Here is a 21,083-nt window from a genome sequence, read left to right on the forward strand (position 1 = left end):
GGCGGAGAACTGGAACTCCGCCAACCATGACCTGCTCTACGGCAAGGACGGCGACCTGACCTGCTCCGCCAAGGAGAGTCAGGAGGTCTCCATGCTCGCCTTGCGCCTGCTCCAGTCGGCGCTCCCCGGCCACGGTGAAGCAGGCTTCCGTCGGCACGAAAGAGGCCCCCTGCGAGTGGCAAAAACCGCGAACCCCGCAAGGCGCTGCGCCATCCTCAGCAGGATGGGGCCATGAACTATGGGCATGAAGATGCAGGCGGGCAACGGCCCCTGGTCGTGCGGGTCCCGGTGGAACCGGTGGAAGCAGTTGCGGAGGCGGACGCCGCGGATGCCGTCCGGCGGGCGGGCAACTTCGCGGTGCGCGGCCCTGTGTTCGGGGTGGCCGCGCAGGACGCCGATGACGGAGCACGGTGGCGGGTGATGGTCGCGGTGACCGCGGACAACCCGCAAGAAGCCCGCGACAGCCTCAACTCACTCCTGTGGTTCAAGGCGAAGGACGACGCCAAAGACCGAGCCGAGCGCCGCGGGCTACTGGCAGCGGTCGCCCAGCTGGAGCGCGAACGCGTCCAGGAACTCACCGTGCTGGGGACCCGCTACCGCATCGTGCGGGCCGAAGAGTACGCCGGTGAGGGCAGCGACGGCATCGAACTGCCCCGCCCCAGCGACCCGGAGCCCGCCGCGCCCGACTGGGATCCGAGGACCCCGGCAGCACGGATCGACGACGGCCTGGTCCTCGACCCCGACGCGCCCCTCACCCCAACCCAGGCCGCGGAAACCCTCGCCCTGCGCGACCTGACCTACACAGGCACGCGCTTCCCCACCCCCGTACGCAACGACTCACGCCGGGCACGGCAAACCCACCCCGACGTCATGCTGCTGCCCACCACCTACACCCTCGTCGAACGAAGCAGCACCGGCTGGACACCGGCCAGCGCCCCGCACCCCACTCCGCACGAGGCCCGCAAAACACTGGAGTACACCCTCCTGCAGTTCGAACCCCGACGACGCGGCCTCCTCCCCGACCTGCACTCCGACGCCCGCACCCTCCTGGCCTCCGGAGACTGCGACCCACAGACCGCCACACAGCTCGCCGCCTACGTCGCCGGCGCCGACCAACTCCGCGCCGCACCCATCAACGAACTGGAAGTCCACGGCATCGTCTACCGCATCGCCCGCACCCGCCGCATGCTTCGCTGGGGCCCCAACGGCCCCGAAACCCCACGCCCCACCGACTCCACCGGCCAAGACCCCTGCCCCATCCACGTACCCCTCGATGAAGACGGCAACATCATGCCCACACCCTCCGCAGGACCGGACACGGGCAACACCTGAACCAAGGCCCCCTGAGGGCAACGCCTCGACAGGAAGCGCCCAACCAGTCCATCCCGCCACAGCCTCGTCACTACCAGCCGTCTGGAACCAGCCTGCCCTGGCAATACGCCAGAGCCGACCCCCACCAGCCCCAACCGCTCCTCGGCACTGCCACCCAGCGGACGCACGTTCAAGCAGCGCAAAGGCGGCGGGCACGCCACCGCCGATCACCCCAGCCCTCAACCCACCCCCCGTCCACTGGGCAGCCCCCGCCGCTAGTGCAGAACCGACGACGCGGACGCCCCCGCGCTCCTCCCAGTTTCGAATCGGGCTCGAAGTCACCTCGGTCCCCCTCGGGAACCAGGAGCTCCCCCTCAGCCGGCTCCGCCCGTGAAGTCCAGTACCAGGTGGTCCTGGACCCGCCGGTACCCCAGCCGCTGGTACAGCGCGTTGCTCGTCGCATTGGCCAGGTCCGTGAACAGCACCACCTGCTCCGCTCCCCATTCCAGGGCCAGCCGGGTCGCGGCCGCCGTGGCGACGGCCGCGAAGCCGCGGCCGCGCCGCGCGGGCGGGGTGTAGACCGGACCGATACGGGACTGGCCGACCAGCACCCCGGAGGCGGCGGCGAGCGACACCGGGCCCTCGTCCGTCTCCCACAGGACCAGCTGTCCGGCCGCCGTGCGCCGCGCCGCGGCCGCCGCCGCGCCCAGGCCGGATGGCAGCGCCACCTCGCCCAGGAACGCGGTCAGCCACGCGGTGACCAGCGTCAGATCCGCCTCGGTCGCCAGACGGGCGCGGCCCGCCACCGGTGCCGGGTCGGCGAGTTCAGCGAGCCGGAACAGCCGCTCCTGACGGTCCACCCGATAGGGACCCCAGGCTTCCCCGAAAGCGCGGGCCGTGGCGGTGGCCCCGTTCACCCCGACCAGCACCTCACCGCGCAGCGCCCCGGCCAGCTCCCGGGCCGCGCCGTCCGGCATCGTGCCGAGCACCGGCGGCATCCCCGGGGTCTGGACATAGGCACCGCCCACCACCGGTCCGGACCCGGCCCACCAGCCGAACCGCGCGTCCGGCCAGTGCCCCTGGCACGCCCCCTCCGCGAGGGTGAGCAGCACCGTGTTGCGAGCCGGGTCGGCGGCAAGAAACGGCCCCGCGGCCGCCCGGAAGGCCTCGACGTCGTCCGTGAGATACCAGGTCATGCTCGATCGTCGTACGGCGGCACACCCGGGCGCAGCTCATTTTCCACAGCCGTACGGGGCGGCCCGGTGCGCCCGAACGGGCCCGGCGCAGGCCCGCGGCCACCGCGGGTAGGCAAGGAGGGGAAGGCAGGCGGTTCCTCAGGTGAAGGTAGGCGCAGCCCCGGCCGTACCGCGGTCCGTCACCGGCGGATGTTCACTGGATCGATGGATCTGCGGGCCAGATCTGTTTGTTCCTACGTGAGTGATGGAAGTCTGCCGAGCACGGATCCATGAGGCTTCCGTGAACCGCCCGCCGCACTATGCAGGGAGCCGGCCGTGAAAAGACTTCTCGCCGCCGCACTGGGTCTGGCAACCAGCTTGGCAGTCGTGTCCGCAGTCCCGAGCCACCCTGCGGAAGCAGCCATTCAGGCAAGTTTCGAAATCCGCAACCAGTACAATGACAACTGCCTTGACGTTGCCGGAGCCAACACCGGATCGGGTGCGGCTGTCCACATGTGGACGTGCAATGGCGGAGCCAACCAGCATTGGCACTGGGTAGGAGATCAGCTTCGCAGTGATCTCAACGACAAATGTCTGGATCTCGCTGGCACGAATCCCTACGACGGCGCCATGGTCGAACTGTGGGACTGCAATTTTCAAAACAATCAAATGTGGGGGTACAACAACCCGTACCTCTACAGCAAGCTGAACAGCAAATACTTGCTTATGGTGAACAACGGCCTCGGCTCACCAGTGGTGACCCAAGGAATCCCTTTCCCCCCGGACAACAGGAACGTTAAGTGGGAGCTCAGGCCAGTATAAGCAGCCGCCCGGGGGCGCGCCCGTACTCGATGAGCCACTCCGGTGCCGCCTGCTGATGCGCCATCACCGCCTGCCACGCGCGGGCCTGGGGTGTCATCGCGGCGACGGTGCCCCCATCACTGACGACAAGCATCCCCGGCGGCAACCCTTCCCCCTGTCCCCCGGGCGTGACGGGCCCTTGGGTGACATAGCTGCGCAGCGCCCCGACCAACGCCGGCCCGCCGTCGAGCACATCACCGACACCATCCACATCGAGGAAGGCGATGCCGCCCGCCCGCACGACATGCGGGTGCACGGCTCCCGCGACAGGCATCGGGGGAAGCGTTGAGGGAGGGCCGGGCGGCCCCTGTGCGGGTGGGTGCCGCCCGGCCCGGTGACCTCGTCGCCCTACGACGGGGTCGCGCACGCGGAGTGCTGGGCGGGCTACTCAAGCAGCTCCGCGTACGAGCCCATGGCCATGGCGATGTCCGCCTGGGCCCAGAACCGGTGATACGTGAAGGAGGGCGCCGCCCCGCCCGCCAGATACGCCTCGATCTTCGACCAGGCCGGGTCGTTCTTGTAGAAGGACCGCAGCGAGGCGAAGGTGGACGAGGAGTTGATCGCGTCGCCGTTCGGCATCTTGCCGCTCCAGCCGCTCGGCACGTACACCGTGTCACCGAACCGGCTGTAGTCGGCGCGGGTTTCGGGGACGGCGATGCCCAGGCTGTCCTGGTAGTTGTTCCACATGCCGTCAAGCAGCGCCTTCGCCGTCGTCTTCGCCGCCATGTCGCCGGACTTGGCGGCGTAGTACGTCAGGGTCTTGGCGAACGCGGCCGCCACGCCGACGTCGTTGGTGTAGTCGGCGACGGTGACGTGAAGTGCGCTGTTGGCGCCGGGGCTTGAGGCGTTCCAGACGTCGGGCTGGCCCGACCACTGGAGTGTGGAGGGGATCCGGTACGTGCCGTCCGGGTTGATCGTGGTCTTGGACAGTGCCCACTTGACCCACTTGTCGAGGACCGCCTTGGCACTGGCGTTTCCGGTCTGCTGGTAATACTCGGCGACCCGTTCCATCGACCATGCCTGGAAGCCGAACCACTGGTTGGACGGCGGGTCGTGATAGACGGGCTGCTCGTCGTAGTACATGCCGTAGAACGTCGACTTCCCGGCCGGCGGTGCCGCGTAACGGCCCGCCCAGCTGTTGGTCGCGCCGCCCGCGATGGCGCCCTCGTCCGACTGCAGCCAGCGGTAGAACTCCAGCTGCCGGGTCAGCGAGGTGCCCCAATCAGCCGCCCCGGAGGCCGACTTGGGCTTCAGGTCGGCGTTGGAGCTGAGCGCGTACGCGGCCAGCGGGTTCTGGTATCCGCCGTGCGCGTGGCTGGAGCCGATGCGCCAGGCCCAGCCGCCACCGGTGTCAGTGGAGCCGCCCCATGCGTAGTACCAGGACAGCAGGTACTGCGAGGCATCCTTTCCAGTCCCGGCAGGGCAGGTGGACGGCCCGACGCAGTTGCCGATTTTCTTGAAGTACTTGTCGTACATGGCGTAGCGCAGATAGTCGCCCATCTTCGCGGCCTTGCCGACGGTCGCGGTGACGTCGCCGCCCTTGCCCTGCGCCTTGGCCCACACGTTCGCCCAGTACGCAGCCTGCACCGCACGCGCGTCGGCGTCCGGGGCGTCCGTGTACTTCCACTGCTTGGCGTAGGAGTTGTCGCCGGTGAACAGGTCCAGGTAGCCGTTCTTGCCGCCGTACTTGAAGGCATCGCACGTCGGCTGAGGCACCGTCTCCCACACCGACTCCTGCGGGCCGCGCTGGAAGGTGTTGATGTACGACGGTCCCTTGGCCGTGGGGCCACCCTCGCATGTACCGCCGGGCGTGTCGCCGTAGCCGTAGACGTTGTCGACGTCCTGGAGCCAGTGCATGCCGTAGATGTCGTCCGTGCCGTACGCGGACTTCAGCTCGCCCGCGATCGGGTCCGATCCCACCGGCACCGACGTGTCCAGCTTCGCCGGGTACTCGTTGGGGGTGTCCTCCTCGGGTGCGTACGTCGCCGGCTTCGAGGCGTTGTAGAAGGAGTTGGTGGGCTGGTCCGCGTGCGTGGGGATCATGTACTTCTCCATGAGAGCCCACGCGCCGTTGAACTTCGACCAGTCACCGGTGACTTTGCCGTACGTCGCCTGCAGCCAGATGAGGTAGCTGTAGGCCTCCGACGTGGTCTCGTGACCCTGGTCCGGGGCCTCGACGATCAGCGTCTCGACCGAGTGGTAGGGGATGCCCTCGGGTGAGAAGTAGCCGTTCGCCGGGTTGGTGATCTTCCCGTAGAGATCCAGGAAGCGGGCGTCGTACGTCTTGGACGCGGGCAGCTCCGTCACCGTGACCGTCGCCTTGCTGTGTCCGGCCGCCGAGGCGGTGAAGGTCGCGCCGCCCGTGCCGGAGGAGTCCGCCGCGATGGTCACTGTCTGCGCGGTGCCCCAGTTCGACGGGGTGAAGGTCAGCGACGAGCCGCTGGAAACGGACAGGCCCGCGTTGCCGCCGGTGCGAGCGGTGCTCACCGTTACGTTCGCGCTCGGCTGCTTCGACAGCTTCACCGAGAACATGTCCGACTTGCCCTGCTGAACGGCGAGTTGGGTCGGCGAAGCCACGACCGCAGGTCCCGAGGCGACCATGATGCCGACCGGGGTCGACTCCGCGGAGGCATCCAGGCTGTCGTACGCCTTCGCCAGCAGGGAATGGCTGCCCACGGCCAGGTTGGAGGCCGAGAACGTGTAGGGAGGACTGGTGTCCGTGCCCAGCAGGGTCGTGTCGTCGTAGAACTCCACCTTGCTGACCGTCGCGTTGTCGGCCGCCGCCGCGGTCGCCGCGAGCGGGACCGCGTCCCCCTGCGTGTAGACCGCGCCCGCACTCGGACTGGTGAGCACGGTGACGGGCGGCAGGTGTGCGCCGGCACAGGTGGTGCCGTTGATCGCGAAGCTGCTGGGCGCGGTGTTGGTGCCGCTGTAGGTGAACTGCGCGCCTGTGGAGACTGCGGCGCCCGCGGCGATCTTCGCGTTGTACCCGGCGTCCTTCACGGTGACCGTCTGGCCGGCCTGGGACCAGGTGCCGTTCCAGCCGTTCGTGAGCTTCTGGTTGCCACCGTAGGCGTACGTCAGGGTCCAGCCGTCGATGGTGTCAGTGCCGCGGTTGGTGATGGTCAGGTCGGCGGTGAAGCCGGAACCCCAGTCGTTCGTCTTGTAGTCGACGCTGCACCGGACGGCCGCCGCGTGCGCGGCGGTGGTGCTGGTGGCGAGCATGGTCAGGGGCAAGGCGAGCGCGGCCAGGGCAGCGGTCCACCACCGCCGCACGGCTCTGCGCCTGTGTCCGGGATCCATGTACTGGTTCCTCCTTGCGGCTTGCGGCTCGGGAGAATTCAGGTCTTGAACCCAATGGGAGCGCTCCCATAGTGGGGACGACCCCGCGTGCGGTCAAGGTGTTTGAAGAGTCGAAAGCTTTCGCGCGCTCAATGAGACAAAGTCAAGTCACACCCCTGGGCATTTGCGCCAGCGGGCGCTACGTTCCTTCGCACCAATGGGAGCGGTTCCATTCAGTCGACGCGCCGGTCACGGCGCGCCAAGCTGCAAGGAGTCGCTCATGCGACACTCCCGTGTTCACTACCTTTAGCCGCCCGGTGCGCTCGCACGTCGGCTGCTCGGCCTGCCCGTGGTAGACGACCGGGGTCACCTCACCCTGCATGGTGGAGTGCTCGGCCACCGGCCCCGCTGGCGCTCTGCCGAACGCACCGCTGGTCGGGCACTGGGTTCTCCGCCCACTTCCAGCTGTTGACGCAGAACGCCTACCCGCCGGAGCCGTAATCGGCCGACCGGTTCCGCCGGGGCCAGTCCCCACCCACGGACCGGCCCCGGCGCTCCCACTCCTGCGCCCCCCACTTCGAAGAGGATCCACATGCGACCGTCACCACACCATGCGCGCAGCGCGCGGGGCCTGTTCTGCGCGCTGCTCACCGCGCTCATCTCGCTGACCGCGCTGCTGACCACCAGCTCGGCGGCACAGGCCGACACCACCCTCTGCGAACAGTTCGGGTCGACGACGGTCCAGGGCCGCTACGTCGTTCAGAACAACCGCTGGGGCACCAACCAGACCCAGTGCGTCACCACTACCGACTCGGGATTCAGGATCACCCAGGCCGACGGGTCGGTCCCCACCAACGGCGCCCCGAAGTCCTACCCGTCCCTCTACAACGGCTGCCATTACACCAACTGCTCACCCGGCACCCACCTGCCCGCCCGGCTCAGCACCATCACCAGCTCGCCCACCAGCGTCTCCTACAGCTATGTGAGCAACGCGGTGTATGACGCCGCGTACGACATCTGGCTCGATCCCACACCCCGTACCGACGGCATCAACCGGACCGAGATCATGATCTGGTTCAACAAGGTCGGATCCGTCCAGCCCGTGGGCTCGCCGGTCGGCACAGCGACCGTGGCCGGACGCCAGTGGCAGGTGTGGTCCGGCAACAACGGCTCCAACGACGTGCTGACCTTCGTCGCACCGTCAGCGATCGCCGACTGGAGCTTCGACGTCATGGACTTCGCCCGGGAGGCCGTCTCCCGCGGGCTGGCCCAGAACAGCTGGTACCTGACCAGCGTTCAGGCAGGCTTCGAGCCCTGGCAGAACGGCGCCGGCCTCGCCGTGACCTCGTTCTCCTCCACGGTCAACACCGGGGCCGGCAGCCCCGGTGACCCCGGCAGCTCCCGGGCCTGCAAGGTGGCCTATGCAACGAACACCTGGCAGGGTGGCTTCACCGCCGACGTGACCGTCACCAACTCGGGTTCCTCCCTTGTCGACGCCTGGAAGCTCGGGTTCAGCCTGCCCGCCGGGCAGCAGATCACCAGTGCCTGGAACGCGGACGTTTCCCCGTCATCGGGAGCGGTCACGGCGAGCGGCCTGCCCTACAACGCTCAGATCGCCCCCGGCGGTCACGTCTCCTTCGGCTTCCAGGGCCTCTACAGCGGCGGTTTCGCCGAGCTCGCCGGTTTCCGCCTCAACGGCACCCCCTGCCCCACCACCTGAAACACCCCGCACTCGTCGGTGATCCTGGGCGCCTTGGGACATGCGGGTCCTCCCCCGAGGTCTCAAGGGCCAGGCGGTGCCCCGCGAGCTCGCCCAGCCCGGCCCAGCCGTGGCGGAGTACGGCAGTTGCCCGCACCCTTCAGCGGAGTCCGGCAGTTGCCCGCCCCCTTCACCGGAGTGGATCAACTTCCTTTCCGTACCGCGCTCTTGACGTGTACTGCGCAAGGCTGGCTTGATGAATTGGGAGCGCTCCCATATCTCCTTCCCCCCAAGCCCCCCACCCCAGGAAGGTTCCACCAGTGCCCCCTGTCACCTCCGCCCGCGGCGTGCTACGTCATGCGGTCGCCGCGGTAGCCGGCCTCGTCCTGGCCACCGGCGGCCTGACCGCCACCGCGTTTCCGGCGCACTCCGCCGGCCCGGCCACCGCCACTGCCGCCGACGCCCCCGTCCGGGTCAACCAGCTCGGCTACCTGCCCGACGGCCCCAAGCGAGCCACCGTGGTCAGCTCCGCGACCGGGCCGCTCCCCTGGCAACTGCGCGACTCCTCCGGCACGGTGGTCGCCTCGGGCGCCACCACCGTGCGCGGCGCCGACCAGGCGTCCGGCCAGTCCACACACCAGGTGGACTTCGGCGCGTACACCGCTACCGGCACCGGCTTCACCTTGGTCGTCGGCGGCCAGGCCAGCCATCCGTTCGACATCTCCGCGGCCCTGTACGACGGGCTGCGCACCGACAGCATGTCGTTCTTCTACCAGCAGCGCAGCGGCATCGCGATCGACGCCGCCCTCGCGGGCGCCGCCTACGCCCGCCCCGCCGGACACCTGGGCGTCGCCCCGAACAAGGGAGATACCAGCGTCCCCTGCCAGGCCGGGGGGTGCGACTACCGGCTGGACGTGCGCGGCGGCTGGTACGACGCGGGCGACCAGGGCAAGTACGTGGTCAACGGCGGCATATCCGTCTGGGAGCTCGTCAATTCCTTTGAACGAGCACGGCGTTCGGGCGGTGACGCGGCACTCGGCGACTCCACACTGCGGGTGCCAGAGCGCGGCAACGGGATACCGGACGTGCTGGACGAGGCCCGCTGGGAGGTGGAGTTCCTGTTGCGGATGCAGGTCCCGGCGGGCAGAGCGATGGCCGGAATGGCCTTCCACAAGATGCACGACGCCGAATGGACCGCGCTGCCGACCCGCCCCGAACTGGACGACAAGCAACGCGAGGTGCACCCCCCGTCCACCGCGGCCACGCTCAACCTGGCGGCCACGGCCGCGCAGTGCGCCCGGGTGTACGCACCGTACGACGCGGCCTTCTCCGCGCGCTGCCTCGACTCCGCCCGCCGTGCGTGGGCGGCCGCCAAGGCCAACCCGGACGTGCTCGCCCCGGCGACCGACAACACCGGCGGCGGCGCGTACGAGGACGCCGACGTCTCGGACGAGTTCTACTGGGCGGCGGCCGAACTCCTCGCCACCACCGGCGAGTCGCAGTACCGGGACGCCGTGACCGCCTCCCCGCATCACACCAAGCCCGCCGACGGGTTCTGGTGGGGCGGCACCGCGACGCTCGGCCGGATCACCCTCGCCACCGTCCCCGGCGTCGACCTGCCCACCGACGACCTGACCCGGGTGCGCGGCCTGCTGACCTCGGCCGCCGACGGCTACCTCTCCACCATGGCCGGCCAGGGCTACGCGGTGCCGATCCCCGCCACCGGCTACGTCTGGGGCTCCAACAGCTCCGTCGCCAACAACGCGATGATTCTGGCCGTCGCCCATGAGCTGACCGGCCAGCAACGCTACCGTGCCGGAGCGCTGGAATCGATGGACTACCTGCTCGGCCGCAATGCCCTCGACCTCTCCTACGTCACCGGCTACGGCGAGCGCTCCTCCGAGAACCAGCACCATCGCTTCTGGGCGCACCAGAACGACGCCTCGCTGCCGCACCCGCCGGCCGGTTCCTTCGCGGGCGGTCCGAACGCGGGTCTGGAGGACCCGGTGGCCAAGGCCAAACTCCCCGGCTGCGCGCCGGCGGCGTGCTACGTGGACGACATCGGCTCGTACTCCACCAACGAGGTGGCGATCAACTGGAACGCCTCGCTGGCATGGCTGGCGGCCTTCGCGGCGGAGCGGCGCGGGACCCCGGCGGTGCCCGAGGTGCGGGTGACACCGGCGGCGGTGACCGTCCCGGAGGGCGGCTCGGCGGCGGTGGGGGTGCGGCTCTCGGCCGCGCCGGCGCAGAGCGTCACCGTGACCGTGGCCCGGAGCTCCGGCGACCAGGACCTGGCCGCGACAACAGGTACGACGCTGGTGTTCACACCGGCCAACTGGGCAACCGCGCAGCAGGTTTCGGTGTCCGCCGCACAGGACGCCGACGCCGTGTCGGACAGTGCGACGTTCACGATCGGCGGGCCGGGGGTGCGGTCGGCGACGTTCACGGCGGCGGAGGTGGACGACGACACGGCGCCGCCGGCGTCCTGCGCGGTGACGTACCGGATCGACAATTCCTGGGGCAACGGGTTCACGGCGACGGTGACCGTGAAGAACACCGGGGCGTCGGCGATCTCGGGCTGGACGCTGGGGTGGAGCTTCGCGGGCGATCAGCGGATCAGCAGCGCCTGGAACGCGACGGTGAGTCAGTCGGGCGCCGCGGTGACGGCCCGCGACGCCGGGTGGAACGCCGCGCTGGCGCCCGGCGGCAGCAGGAGTCTCGGGTTCCAGGCGACGTACTCGGGTACGAACGCGACACCGACGCGGTACACCCTGAACGGCTTGCTCTGCTCCTGAGCGACGGACGACCACAGGAAGGCAGGTCGACGCCCGGCATCACTGCTGCGGGCGTCGGCCTCCCTCACCGAGTGGGGCTGTTACCTCAGAGCGGCGACAGCCCCACTCGGACCGCCTTCCTCAACTCACTGGCGCTCCAATGGATTTGGCGGTAGGCAGAACCTGTGCGGTGACGGTCGGGTGGAGGCGGCGGGTGTGGTCGAGCGGGCGGACCGGGCCGGTCAGGCGCAGCGGTACGGTGAAGCGGGCATCGGTGCTGGAGGCGGCGATGCGTAGTTCCAGCGCGCCCGGTTCGACGATCCGGTGGCCTTCGCGGCCGGTGAAGGAGGCCAGGTCGGCGGGGAGTACCAGTTCCACGCGGCACCCGGCGCCCGCGGCCAGGTCGATCCGCCGGTATCCGATCAGCCGCTGCACCGGCTGCACCACGCTCGCCACCGGGTCGTGCAGGTACAGCTGTACGACGTCACTGCCCGCCCGGCCGCCGACGTTGCGCAGTTGGAAGGCGAGCCGGAACTCGCCGTCGGTGCCGGTCTCGTCGGTCTCCACCGCCAGCCCCGACCAGGTGAACTCGCTGTAGCCGAGCCCGTGTCCGAATCCGTAGACGGGTGTCGGGTCGGTGCTGGAGACACCGCTCGCCTGGGCGAGCCGCGCGGCAAGATACGTCGACGGCTGGACACCGGGGTGCGTGGGGATGCTGACCGGCAACCGCCCGGACGGGTTGACCCGTCCGCTCAGCACGCCCGCCACCGCCTGTGTGCCCGCCTCGCCGGGGAAGAAGCACTGGACGATCGCCGCGGCCTCGCTCACCGCGCGCCCCAGCGCGTACGGCCGCCCGGCCAGCAGGGTGACCACGAGCGGAGTGCCGCAGTCCAGCAACGCGTCCAGCAGCTTGCCCTGGACGCCGGGCAATTCGAGCGATTCGGTATCGCAGCCCTCGCCGCTGGTGCCTCGGCCGAACAGGCCTGCCCGGTCACCGAGGGCCAGCACCACCACATCGGCCTGCCGAGCCGCACGGACCGCCTCGGTGATGCCGTCGGCATCCTCGCCGTCGACGGCCACCCCGCGCACCGTCCGCACCTCGCTCCCGGCGAACTCGGCCCGCACCGCCTCGCTCAGAGTGGGAAGTTCGATGCCGAGCGGCACCTTCGGATACTGGCCGCCCACGTGCACCGGGAAGGCATAGCAGCCGAGCACGGCGGTGGGTTCGTCGGCGTTGGGGCCGATCAACGCGATCCGGGCGGGGTCGCGCAGCGGCAGCAGGCCGTCGTTGCGCAGCAGTACCACGGCCTGTTCGGCGAGTTCGGCGGCGAGGGCCCGGTTGGCGGCCCGGTCGAGGTCGACCGTGCCGCGCAGCCCCTCCGGCTCGCTCGGGTCGGGGTCGATGAGGACGTCGGGCACGGGATCCCAGTCCGGGTCCAGCAACCCGAGTTGGGCCTTCTGGACGAGCACCCGGCGCAGCGCCCGGTCGACCAGCCGCTCCGGGACGAGCCCGGTGGCGACGGCGTCGAGCAGGGGCTGGCCATAGGTCTTCACGGTCGGCAGTTCGGTGTCGACGCCGCTGGTGAGGGCCAGGGCGGCGGCCTGCGGCCAGTCCTCGGCGACGCCGTGCAGGGTTTTGAGGAAGGCGATGCCGAAGTAGTCGGCGACCACCGTTCCGGTGAAGCCCCAGGTGTCCCGGAGCAGTCCGGTCAGCAGGGTCTCGTCGGCGGCGCCGGGAATACCGTCCGTATCGGTGTAGGCGTGCATGACCGAGCGGGGGCGGCCCTCGCGGACGGCCATCTCGAACGGCGGCAGGATGACGTCGGCGCGTTCGCGCGGTCCCATGGAGACGGGGGCGAGGTTGCGTCCGGCGCGGGAGGCGGAGTACCCGGCGAAGTGCTTGAGGGTGGCGACGATCCCGGCCGACTCCAGCCCCTGGACATAGGCCGTGGCGATGGTGCCGACCAGGTACGGGTCCTCGCCGATGGTCTCCTCGACCCGTCCCCAGCGGGCGTCGCGCACCACGTCGAGGACCGGCGCGAGGCCCTGGTGCACGCCGACGGCGCGCAGGTCGCGGCCGATCGCGGCGGCCATCCGCCGCACCAGTGACGGGTTGAAGGCGGCGCCCCAGGAAAGGGGCACGGGGTAGGCGGTGGCGCCCCAGGCGGCGAAGCCGGCCAGGCACTCCTCGTGGGCCAGGGCGGGGATGCCGAAGCGGTTGGCGGCGACGATCCGGCGCTGGGTACGCATCAGCGAGAGGGCGCCGAGCGCCGGGTCGACCGGTGCGGTGCCGAAGGGCCGGGTCAACTGGCCGAGCCCGTACGGCAACAGGGTTTCGAGGTCCGGCGGTTCCTCCATCTCGTGCTGGTGCGGGGCGACTTCACCGCCCTCGTCGCTGGCACCGACCCAGACGCCGATCAGCTGGGCGGTCTTCTCCCGCAGGGTCATGGCCGCGATCAGGGCGTCGGCCCGGGCCTCCGGGGTGAGCGTGGCGTCCCGCCAGGCGGGAACGCCGTCCGGGGCGGGGGGCGGGGTGGCGCTCATTTTCCTCCCACGCCCGTCAGGCCCTGGACGAGGGCGCGGCGGGCGAACAGGTAGACGACGAGGATGGGGAGCATGGACAGCACCACGGCGCTGAGCAGTCCGGGTACGTCTACGCCGTGTTCGGTCTGGAACTCGTACAGGCCGAGGGTGATGACCTTGGTGGAGTCGGACTGGGTGAGGATGAGCGGGAACAGGAAGCCGTTCCACGCCTGGAGGGCGGCGAAGACCACGATGGAGGACAAACCCCCCTTGGACAGTGGCAGCACCAGTTGCCGGAAGACCCGGCCCGGGGAGGCGCCGTCCATCGCCATCGCCTCGTACAGCTCGGGGCTGATGTCGCGCATCGCGCCGGTGAGGACCAGGGTGCAGACCGGGAGACAGAAGGCGGCGGTCGGCAGGATGACACCGATCAGGTGGTCGTACAGCCCGGCCTTGCTTATCAGGTAGAACATCGGCACGATCACCGCCTGGGCGGGAATCGCCAGGCCGAGGAGGAACAGCCGGAACACCCAGCCGGTGGCGCGGCCCCGGGCCCGTACGATGGCGTACGCAAGCGGCGGGACGACCAGCAGGACGAGGGCGACCACGCTGGCGGTGACGGTCAGGGTGTTGAGGAAGTCACGGCCGAAGCCGTTGGACAGGTCGGTGAGGTAGTTCCGCAGGGTCCACTGTGCGGGCAGGCTCAGCGGGCCCTTGGTGGAGTAGTCGGCGCGGGTGCGCACGGTGGCGAGCAGCAGCACGTACAGCGGCAGGCCCACCAGCATCAGCCAGATCAACGAGCCGAATCCGGCGAGGTAGTTGGGGCGTCCGCGCATCACAGGCCCTCCGCAGTGCCGCGCATGCGGTCGTAGCCGGAGAACTTGACCACGGCCAGGGAGATCAGGGTGGCGACGACCACCAGGACCAGGGCGATGGCCGATGCGGCACCGAAGTCATAGCTCTTGAAGGCCTTTTGGTACATATAGAAGGCGCTGACAGTGGTGTCGCTGCCGGGGCCGCCCTGGGTGAGGATCAGCACCGTGTCGAAGGTGGTGAGTCCGCCGACCACCATCAGCACCATCGAGGTGATGATGGTGTTGCGCAGTTGCGGCAGGGTGATGTGGAAGAACTGCCGGACAGTGCCCGCCCCGTCGACCGCGGCGGCCTGGTAGAGCACCTGGGGGATGGCCCGGGCACCGCCCTGGTAGATCAGTGCGTGCAGCGGGGTGAACTGCCACACCCCCACGAAGGTGAGCACCCCGAGCGCGCCGCCGCGGCTGCCGAGCAGGTTGCCGTCGCCGAACAGCCAGGTCAGTTGGGAGGGCACACCGAAGTTGGGATCCAGGACGGCCCGCCACACCACGGACACGGCGGTCGCCGACAGGAGCAGCGGTACGAAGTAGACCGCCGAGAGCACGGCTCGGTTGCGCTGGTGTCCTGCGGCCCACACGCCGAGCAGGAGGCTGACCGGGGTCTGGGTGAGCACGCCGAGGGCGGTGAGCAGCAACGTGGTCCAGACCGACTGGCCCATCACTGGGTCGTGGATCAACGCGACCCAGTTGTCCAGGCCGTTGAAGTGCGGCTCGCTGATGCCGTCCCAGCTGGTGAAGGAGAGCACGGCGACCAGGACCAGCGGCACGATGGCGAACAACAGGAAGAACACCGCGGCGGGCGCCGCCCAGACGAAGCCCGGGCGGGCCACGCCCGTGCCGGCCTTCGGGGCCCGCGTCATGAGGTGGGCAAGGCCTGCATGGCCTTGATGAAGGCGTCGGCATCGCGCTTGCCGTCGAAGTACTGCTGGATGGCGGTGTGCATCGGGGTGGCCGCGCTCGGCGGGTACGCCTGGTCCCAGGAGAGCTGGAACGAGGGGGCGGCCTTGACCAGTTCGTACTGGTACTTGGAGTACGCGGGGCTGGCCGCGGTGTCGAGGAAGTCGACGGTGTTGACGGTGGTGGGCAGGTTGCCCACGGCGAGCTGCGCCTTGACGAACTGTTCTGAGTACATCAGCTTCAGGAAGGCGGCTGCGGCCTCCGGGTGCTTGGTCTTCTTCAGCACCGAGTAGAAGTTGTTGGTGTTGCCGACCACGTCGGCCGGGTCGCCCTTGCCGCCGTTCAGCGTGGGGAAGCCGGTGTACCCGAGGTTCGACTTGGCGAAGTCCGGGTTGGCGTCCTGCTGGGTGGAGTAGTACCAGGAGCCCATGAGTTCGAAGGCCGCCCTGCCCTTGGCCACCAGGGCCGGGGAGCCGCCGTCGGTGAACTTGACGGAGTCGTAGTTCCTGCCGAACGCGCCGGAGTCGGCCAGTTCCTTGAGGACGGCCAGTGCCTTGCGGCTGTCCTCGCTCGCCCAGGCGGCCCGGTCGCCGCTCACCGCCCGTTGCAGCAGGCCGGGCCCGCCGATCCGGTCGTACAGGTACTCGAACCACATCAGGGTGGGCCACTGGTCGCCGCCGCCGAGCGCGATCGGCGTTTTGCCCTTGGCCTTGAGCACCTTGGTGGCGGCGACCAGCTCGTCCCAGGTCCGCGGCGGGGTCAGGCCGGCGTCCGCCAGCACCTTCTTGTTGTGGAACAGCAGCACCGGCTGGGTGCCGCGCATCGGCACTCCGTACGGTTTGCCGTCCACGACGGCCGAGTTGAACACCGACGGCAGGAAGTTGCTCTTCAGTCCCGGGTCCTTGGCGATGAAGCCGTCCAGCGGGAGCAGCAGGCCGGCCTTGACGAAGGGCTGGATGGAGCCGCCGCCCCAGTTGAAGAAGACGTCCGGGGCATGCGGGGTGCTGATGACGGTCTGCAGTTTCTGCTGGTAGTCCGCGCCGGGCACGGTGTCGAGCACCACCTTGACCTTGGAGGTCCTGTTGAAGGTCTCGGCGATCTGCTTCTCGACCTTGTTGGTGGCGTCGCCGTAGACCATCACGTGGATCGTCCCGGAGCCCGCGTCGGAGGAGGCGCCACCCGATCCGCACGCCGCGGTCATGCCCAGGACGAGTGCGGTGGCCGCGACGATCGCGGCGAATCTCGATCCCATACCCTGCCTATCATTCGAATGTTTCGGTCCATTTGGCGAATGTTGTGGGAAAACTAGGACCACCCTCGGCGCCCGTCAAGAGTTTCGGCGGGATCCGATCGGACCGCGGCCGACCGGCTAGCATCCGTGCCGTCGGCCACCCACACAACGGAGTTGCCCAGCAGGGCAGTGAGGAGGAGTTCGTGACCAGAGCCGCGACGCTCGCCGAGATCGCACGGGAGGCGGGGGTCTCGGCCCCGACTGTTTCGAAAGTCCTCAACGGCCGAGCCGACGTCGCCCAGGCCACCCGGGAGCGGGTCGAGGAGTTGCTGCGCCGGCACGGCTACCGGCGGCGGCGCGGCACCCAGAGCAGCCCGCTCCTTGAACTGGTCTTCCACGAGCTGGAGAGCGTCTGGGCGATGGAGGTGATCCGCGGCGTCGAGAACGTGGCGCGCGACGAGGGGCTGAGCATCGTCCTTTCGGAGTCCTCCGGGCGGCTCACCCCCGGCCAGTCCTGGGTGGACGGAGTGCTCGCCCGGCGCCCCACCGGCGTCCTCCTGGTCCTGTCCGGCCTGGACCGCTCCCAGCAGGAACAACTGGCCGGCCGCGACATCCCGTTCGTGGTGATAGACCCGGCCGGCGACCCCGGCCAGGGGGTGCCCGCCGTCGGCACCACCAACTGGGACGGCGGTCTGGCCGCCACCCGGCACCTGCTCGACCTCGGCCACCGCCGGATCGGCCTGATCGGCGGGCCGAGCCGGATGATGTGCAGCCGGGCCCGGGCCGACGGCTACCGGGCGGCCCTCGACATGGCAGGCATCGCGTACGACCCGGAGCTGGTCCGCGACGGCGACTTCCACCACGAGGCCGGCCGCCGGGTGGGGCTGGAACTGCTGGGCCTGCCCGACCGGCCGACCGCCGTGTTCGCGGGGAACGACCTCCAGGCCCTCGGGCTCTACGAGGCCGCCCGTGAGCTGGGGTTGCGCATCCCCGCGGATCTCAGCGTGGTCGGCTTCGACGACCTGCCGCTGGCCCGCTGGGTCGGCCCTCCGCTCACCACCGTCCGCCAGCCGCTGACCGAGATGGCCGAGGTCGCCACCCGCATGGTGATCGACCTCGCCCGAGGCACCCGGCCGGGCACCCTGCGGGTGGACCTGGCCACCAGCCTGGTCGAGCGGAGCAGCACCGCCCCGCCACAGACTCCGTCCCGAACGGTTGACGGAGCATCACCCCGCCTCTAGGGTCACCGACTGAATCGGCAGAGAGACCGAAACTTTCGAGTACCCGGTCTCTCCGCGCGGTCCGCGTTCCACGCCCCACCGCACGTCCGTCTCTTCCCTCACAGAGAAAGGACCACGCCGGTGCCAGTCCGGACGCTCCGCCTCCCCCGCCCCAGGCAACCCCGGCGCGCCCTCGGCGCCGCCGCCGTCACCGCACTCACAGCCCTGGCCGCCGCCACCCTGCTGCCCACCGGCAGGGCCGGCGCCGCGGACACCAGCCTGCGCTCGCTCGCCGAGGCGAAGGGCATCTACTTCGGTACCGCCATCACCCAGGGCGACCTCAACAACTCCGCACTCACCGCCGTCGCCGGAAGCCAGTTCGGCATGCTCACCCCCGGCAACGAGATGAAGTGGGACACCACCGAGCCCTCGCGGGGCAGCTTCAACTTCGCCCCCGCCGACAGGCTCGTCTCCTTCGCCCAGGCCAACTCGATGAAGCTGCGCGGCCACACCCTGGTCTGGCACAGCCAGCTCCCGTCCTGGGTGAGCAGCCTGCCCACGGCACAGGTGAAGGCCGCGATGGAGAACCACATCACCAACGAGGTCACCCACTACAAGGGCAAGCTCTACGCCTGGGACGTGGTGAACGAGCCGTTCAACGAGGACGGCAGCTTCCGCACCGACGCCTTCTACAACGCCATGGGCAGCGGCTTCGTCGCCGACGCGCTGCGCACCGCGCGCGCAGCCGACCCGGACGCCAAGCTGTATCTGAACGACTACAACATCGAGGGCCAGAACGCGAAGAGCGACGCCATGTACAACCTGGTGAAAACGCTCAAGAGCCAGGGCGTCCCGCTGGACGGTGTCGGCTTCCAGGCCCACTTCATCCTCGGCCAGGTCCCCTCGACCTTCAAGGCCAACCTCCAGCGGTTCACCGCTCTCGGCGTCAACGTCGCGATCACCGAGCTCGACGACCGCATCCAGCTCCCGGCGACCACCGCCAGCCTGGCCCAGCAGGCGAACGACTACGCCGGCGTGGTCAACACCTGTCTGGCCGTCACCGGCTGTGTGGGCATCACCCAGTGGGGCGTCGGCGACGCGGACTCCTGGATCCCCGGCACCTTCCCCGGCTACGGCGCCGCCACCCTGTACGACGCCGACTACCGGCCGAAGCCCGCCTACGCCGCCTCCGCCACCGCCCTCGGCGGCAGCACCAGCCCCTCACCCACCCCGGGCGCCTCCTGCAAGGTGACCAGCTCGGTCAACGCCTGGAACACCGGCCTGACGGAAGACATCACCCTCACCAACACCGGCTCTACCACGATCCACGGCTGGTCCCTGGGCTTCACCCTGCCCGCCGGCCAGACCGTGACCAGCAGCTGGAACACCTCCCTCACCCCGGCCACCGGCCGGGTCTCCGCCGCAAACCTCGGCTACAACGGCACACTGGCCCCCGGCGCCTCCACCTCCTTCGGTTTCCAGGCCACGCACACCGGCAACACCTCCCTCCCCACCCTGTTCAGCCTCAACGGCGCCCCCTGCACCACCGCCTGACGCCCCTTCCCCTCACAGACCCGGCACCGGCCCGGGGCTCGGGCATCTTCTGGGAGCGCTCCCACCTCCAGCCTCGGCAAAGGACCTCGACGAAGGACCTCGACCAAGGAGAAGAACGCGATGTTCACTGATCATCCCAAGGCTCGGTCGCACACCAGATGGCGCTTGCGAAGAGGGATCATCGGCCTCGTGGTGACCGCTCTGCTGGCCGGCCTGTCCGTCGCCCTCAGCGCGGCACCCGCGTCGGCGGCGACGGTCGACACCAACGCCTGGTACGTGCTCGTCAACCGGGGCAGCGGCAAGGCGATGGACGTCACCAACCGCAACGCCGACAACGGCGTCGGCATCCAGCAGTACACCCGCAACAACGGCGCCTGGCAGCAGTGGCGCTTCGTCGACGCCGGAGGCGGCAACTACCGGCTCCGCTCCCGCTTCACCGGCAAGACGCTCGACGTGTCGGGGGCCTCCACGGCCGACGGCGCCCGAATCCAGCAATGGGACGACACGAACGGAACCAACCAGCAGTTCGGCCTGGCGGACTCGTCGGGCGGGTACGTGCGGTTGATCGGCCGGGCCAGCGCCAAGGCCGTCTCGGTGGCGGATGCGTCAACCACCGACAGCACGCCGGTCGTTCAGTCCGCCGATTCCGGCGCGAGCAGCCAGCAGTGGCAGCTGGTGCGGGTCGCCACCGTCTCCACCTCGCTTCCGTCATCGCCGTCCTGGGTGTCGACCGGCGTCCTGGCCGGGCCGAAGTCCGACGCGTCACACAACCTCGTGTCGATCAAGGACTTCTCGGTCATCCGGCACAACGGCAATTACCACGTCTTCGCCACCACGGCGAACACGTCCGGGAGTTGGAGCCTGGAGCAGTTCTCCTTCAACAAGTGGGGGGACGCGTCCTCGGCCACCCAGCACTACCTGGACGCGTCGGGCATCGGCAAGGGATACCGGGCGGCGCCGCAGGTCTTCTACTTCGCCCCGCAGGGCCTGTGGTACATGGTCTACCAGACCGGCCCACCCACGTACTCGACGTCGACCGACCCGACGAACCCCGCCTCGTGGTCCGCGCCGAAGACGTTCATCGGCTCCGAACCACCGATCGTGACACAGAACAAGGGCAAGGGCGGCTGGATCGACTTCTGGACGATCTGCGACGCGTCGAACTGCTACCTGTTCTTCAGCGACGACAACGGCCACCTGTACCGCGCGCAGACCACGCTCGCGAACTTCCCCAACGGCTTCGGCAACACCACGATCGTGATGTCGGACTCCACGTACGCCCTCTTCGAGGCGTCGAACGTGTACAAGGTGTCCGGCACGAACCAGTACCTGCTGCTCGTGGAGGCGATCGGGGCCAACGGCCGGTACTTCCGGTCCTGGACGTCCTCCAGCCTCACCGGCAACTGGAGCCCTCTGGCGGCCTCCGAGAGCTCCCCCTTCGCGGGCAGGGCCAACGTCTCGTTCAACGGCTCCACCTGGACAAACGACATCAGCCACGGCGAGATGGTCCGCTCAAGCAATGACCAGACGCTGACGATCGACCCCTGCCATATGCAGTACGTGTACCAGGGCCGCTCGCCGGATTCCGGCGGCGACTACTCCCAACTCCCCTACCGCATGGGTCTGCTCACACAGGCGAACTCGAACTGCTAGGGAGGCGTGCCCCCACCCCCCAGCCACCCAA

General features: G+C 69.5%; 14 protein-coding genes. 7 read left to right on the forward strand and 7 right to left on the reverse strand.

The annotated features are described in order from the left end of the window. The first annotated feature begins 297 nt into the window (after nucleotides 1–297). Nucleotides 298–1,332, forward strand: coding sequence for a DUF5954 family protein (locus tag OG965_RS02270; RefSeq protein ID WP_371648508.1), 1,035 nt, complete (start codon nucleotides 298–300; stop codon nucleotides 1,330–1,332). Between the two features lie 353 nt (nucleotides 1,333–1,685). On the opposite strand, the gene OG965_RS02275 is transcribed toward OG965_RS02270, so the two are convergent. After that, a complete protein-coding gene (locus OG965_RS02275) occupies nucleotides 1,686–2,507 on the reverse strand; it encodes a GNAT family N-acetyltransferase (RefSeq protein ID WP_371648511.1) in 822 nt (273 codons plus the stop codon). 315 nt (nucleotides 2,508–2,822) lie between these two features. On the opposite strand from OG965_RS02275, the gene OG965_RS02280 reads away from it, so the two are divergent. Further along, a complete protein-coding gene (locus tag OG965_RS02280) occupies nucleotides 2,823–3,308 on the forward strand; it encodes an RICIN domain-containing protein (protein WP_371648514.1) in 486 nt (161 codons plus the stop codon). Here OG965_RS02280 and OG965_RS02285 read toward each other — a convergent pair. Continuing rightward, on the reverse strand, nucleotides 3,295–3,621 hold the full coding sequence (locus OG965_RS02285; protein WP_371648518.1) for a hypothetical protein: 327 nt from the start codon (nucleotides 3,619–3,621) through the stop codon (nucleotides 3,295–3,297). The genes OG965_RS02280 and OG965_RS02285 overlap by 14 nt on opposite strands. Nucleotides 3,622–3,731: 110 nt before the next feature. Beyond that, nucleotides 3,732–6,650 (reverse strand): glycoside hydrolase family 48 protein, encoded by a 2,919-nt coding sequence (locus tag OG965_RS02290; RefSeq protein WP_371648520.1) that lies wholly within the window; start codon nucleotides 6,648–6,650, stop codon nucleotides 3,732–3,734. A gap of 571 nt (nucleotides 6,651–7,221) precedes the next feature. Between OG965_RS02290 and OG965_RS02295 the strand changes: the two genes are divergently transcribed. Both OG965_RS02295 and OG965_RS02300 read left to right on the forward strand, forming a co-directional pair. After that, a complete protein-coding gene (locus tag OG965_RS02295; RefSeq protein ID WP_371648522.1) occupies nucleotides 7,222–8,349 on the forward strand; it encodes a cellulose binding domain-containing protein in 1,128 nt (375 codons plus the stop codon). 326 nt (nucleotides 8,350–8,675) lie between these two features. Further along, complete coding sequence (locus tag OG965_RS02300) at nucleotides 8,676–11,123, forward strand: glycoside hydrolase family 9 protein (RefSeq protein WP_371648525.1); 2,448 nt, start codon at nucleotides 8,676–8,678, stop codon at nucleotides 11,121–11,123. 120 nt (nucleotides 11,124–11,243) lie between these two features. Here the strand turns inward: OG965_RS02300 and OG965_RS02305 are convergent, their stop codons facing one another. From OG965_RS02305 to OG965_RS02320, 4 genes are read right to left on the reverse strand one after another with little or no spacing between them, the layout of a single operon-like run. Beyond that, entirely contained in the window at nucleotides 11,244–13,646 is a 2,403-nt protein-coding gene (locus OG965_RS02305) for a beta-glucosidase (protein ID WP_371648527.1), read from the reverse strand. Then, nucleotides 13,643–14,461 (reverse strand): carbohydrate ABC transporter permease, encoded by an 819-nt coding sequence (locus tag OG965_RS02310; RefSeq protein WP_371648530.1) that lies wholly within the window; start codon nucleotides 14,459–14,461, stop codon nucleotides 13,643–13,645. The genes OG965_RS02305 and OG965_RS02310 overlap by 4 nt, the downstream gene beginning before the upstream one ends. Further along, nucleotides 14,461–15,357, reverse strand: coding sequence for a carbohydrate ABC transporter permease (locus OG965_RS02315; protein ID WP_371648532.1), 897 nt, complete (start codon nucleotides 15,355–15,357; stop codon nucleotides 14,461–14,463). The genes OG965_RS02310 and OG965_RS02315 overlap by 1 nt, the downstream gene beginning before the upstream one ends. Continuing rightward, nucleotides 15,354–16,646: an ABC transporter substrate-binding protein gene (locus OG965_RS02320; protein ID WP_371648535.1), complete on the reverse strand. Its 1,293-nt coding sequence runs from the start codon at nucleotides 16,644–16,646 to the stop codon at nucleotides 15,354–15,356. Before OG965_RS02320 ends, OG965_RS02315 begins: the two co-directional genes overlap by 4 nt. A gap of 182 nt (nucleotides 16,647–16,828) precedes the next feature. Here OG965_RS02320 and OG965_RS02325 point away from each other — a divergent pair, with 182 nt between their 5' ends. The 3 genes from OG965_RS02325 to OG965_RS02335 all read left to right on the forward strand — a co-directional run bounded on the left by OG965_RS02325 (nucleotide 16,829) and on the right by OG965_RS02335 (nucleotide 21,052). Then, entirely contained in the window at nucleotides 16,829–17,866 is a 1,038-nt protein-coding gene (locus OG965_RS02325) for a LacI family DNA-binding transcriptional regulator (protein WP_371648538.1), read from the forward strand. A 120-nt stretch (nucleotides 17,867–17,986) separates the two neighbouring features. Next, nucleotides 17,987–19,399, forward strand: a complete 1,413-nt coding sequence (locus tag OG965_RS02330; protein WP_371648541.1) for an endo-1,4-beta-xylanase — start codon at nucleotides 17,987–17,989, stop codon at nucleotides 19,397–19,399. A gap of 192 nt (nucleotides 19,400–19,591) precedes the next feature. Continuing rightward, on the forward strand, nucleotides 19,592–21,052 hold the full coding sequence (locus tag OG965_RS02335) for a non-reducing end alpha-L-arabinofuranosidase family hydrolase (RefSeq protein WP_371656823.1): 1,461 nt from the start codon (nucleotides 19,592–19,594) through the stop codon (nucleotides 21,050–21,052). Nucleotides 21,053–21,083 lie beyond the last annotated feature (31 nt).

The sequence above is a fragment of the Streptomyces sp. NBC_00224 genome, from assembly GCF_041435195.1.
Lineage (GTDB): Bacteria > Actinomycetota > Actinomycetes > Streptomycetales > Streptomycetaceae > Streptomyces.

Excerpts from the sequence above, each read along its gene's own strand:
- OG965_RS02275 (WP_371648511.1), bottom strand. The coding sequence starts at position 2,507 with ATGACCTGGTATCTCACGGACGACGTCGAGGCCTTCCGGGCGGCCGCG.
- OG965_RS02285 (WP_371648518.1), bottom strand. The coding sequence starts at position 3,621 with ATGCCTGTCGCGGGAGCCGTGCACCCGCATGTCGTGCGGGCGGGCGGC.
- OG965_RS02290 (WP_371648520.1), bottom strand. The coding sequence starts at position 6,650 with ATGGATCCCGGACACAGGCGCAGAGCCGTGCGGCGGTGGTGGACCGCT.
- OG965_RS02295 (WP_371648522.1), top strand. The coding sequence starts at position 7,222 with ATGCGACCGTCACCACACCATGCGCGCAGCGCGCGGGGCCTGTTCTGC.
- OG965_RS02305 (WP_371648527.1), bottom strand. The coding sequence starts at position 13,646 with ATGAGCGCCACCCCGCCCCCCGCCCCGGACGGCGTTCCCGCCTGGCGG.
- OG965_RS02310 (WP_371648530.1), bottom strand. The coding sequence starts at position 14,461 with ATGCGCGGACGCCCCAACTACCTCGCCGGATTCGGCTCGTTGATCTGG.
- OG965_RS02315 (WP_371648532.1), bottom strand. The coding sequence starts at position 15,357 with ATGACGCGGGCCCCGAAGGCCGGCACGGGCGTGGCCCGCCCGGGCTTC.
- OG965_RS02320 (WP_371648535.1), bottom strand. The coding sequence starts at position 16,646 with ATGGGATCGAGATTCGCCGCGATCGTCGCGGCCACCGCACTCGTCCTG.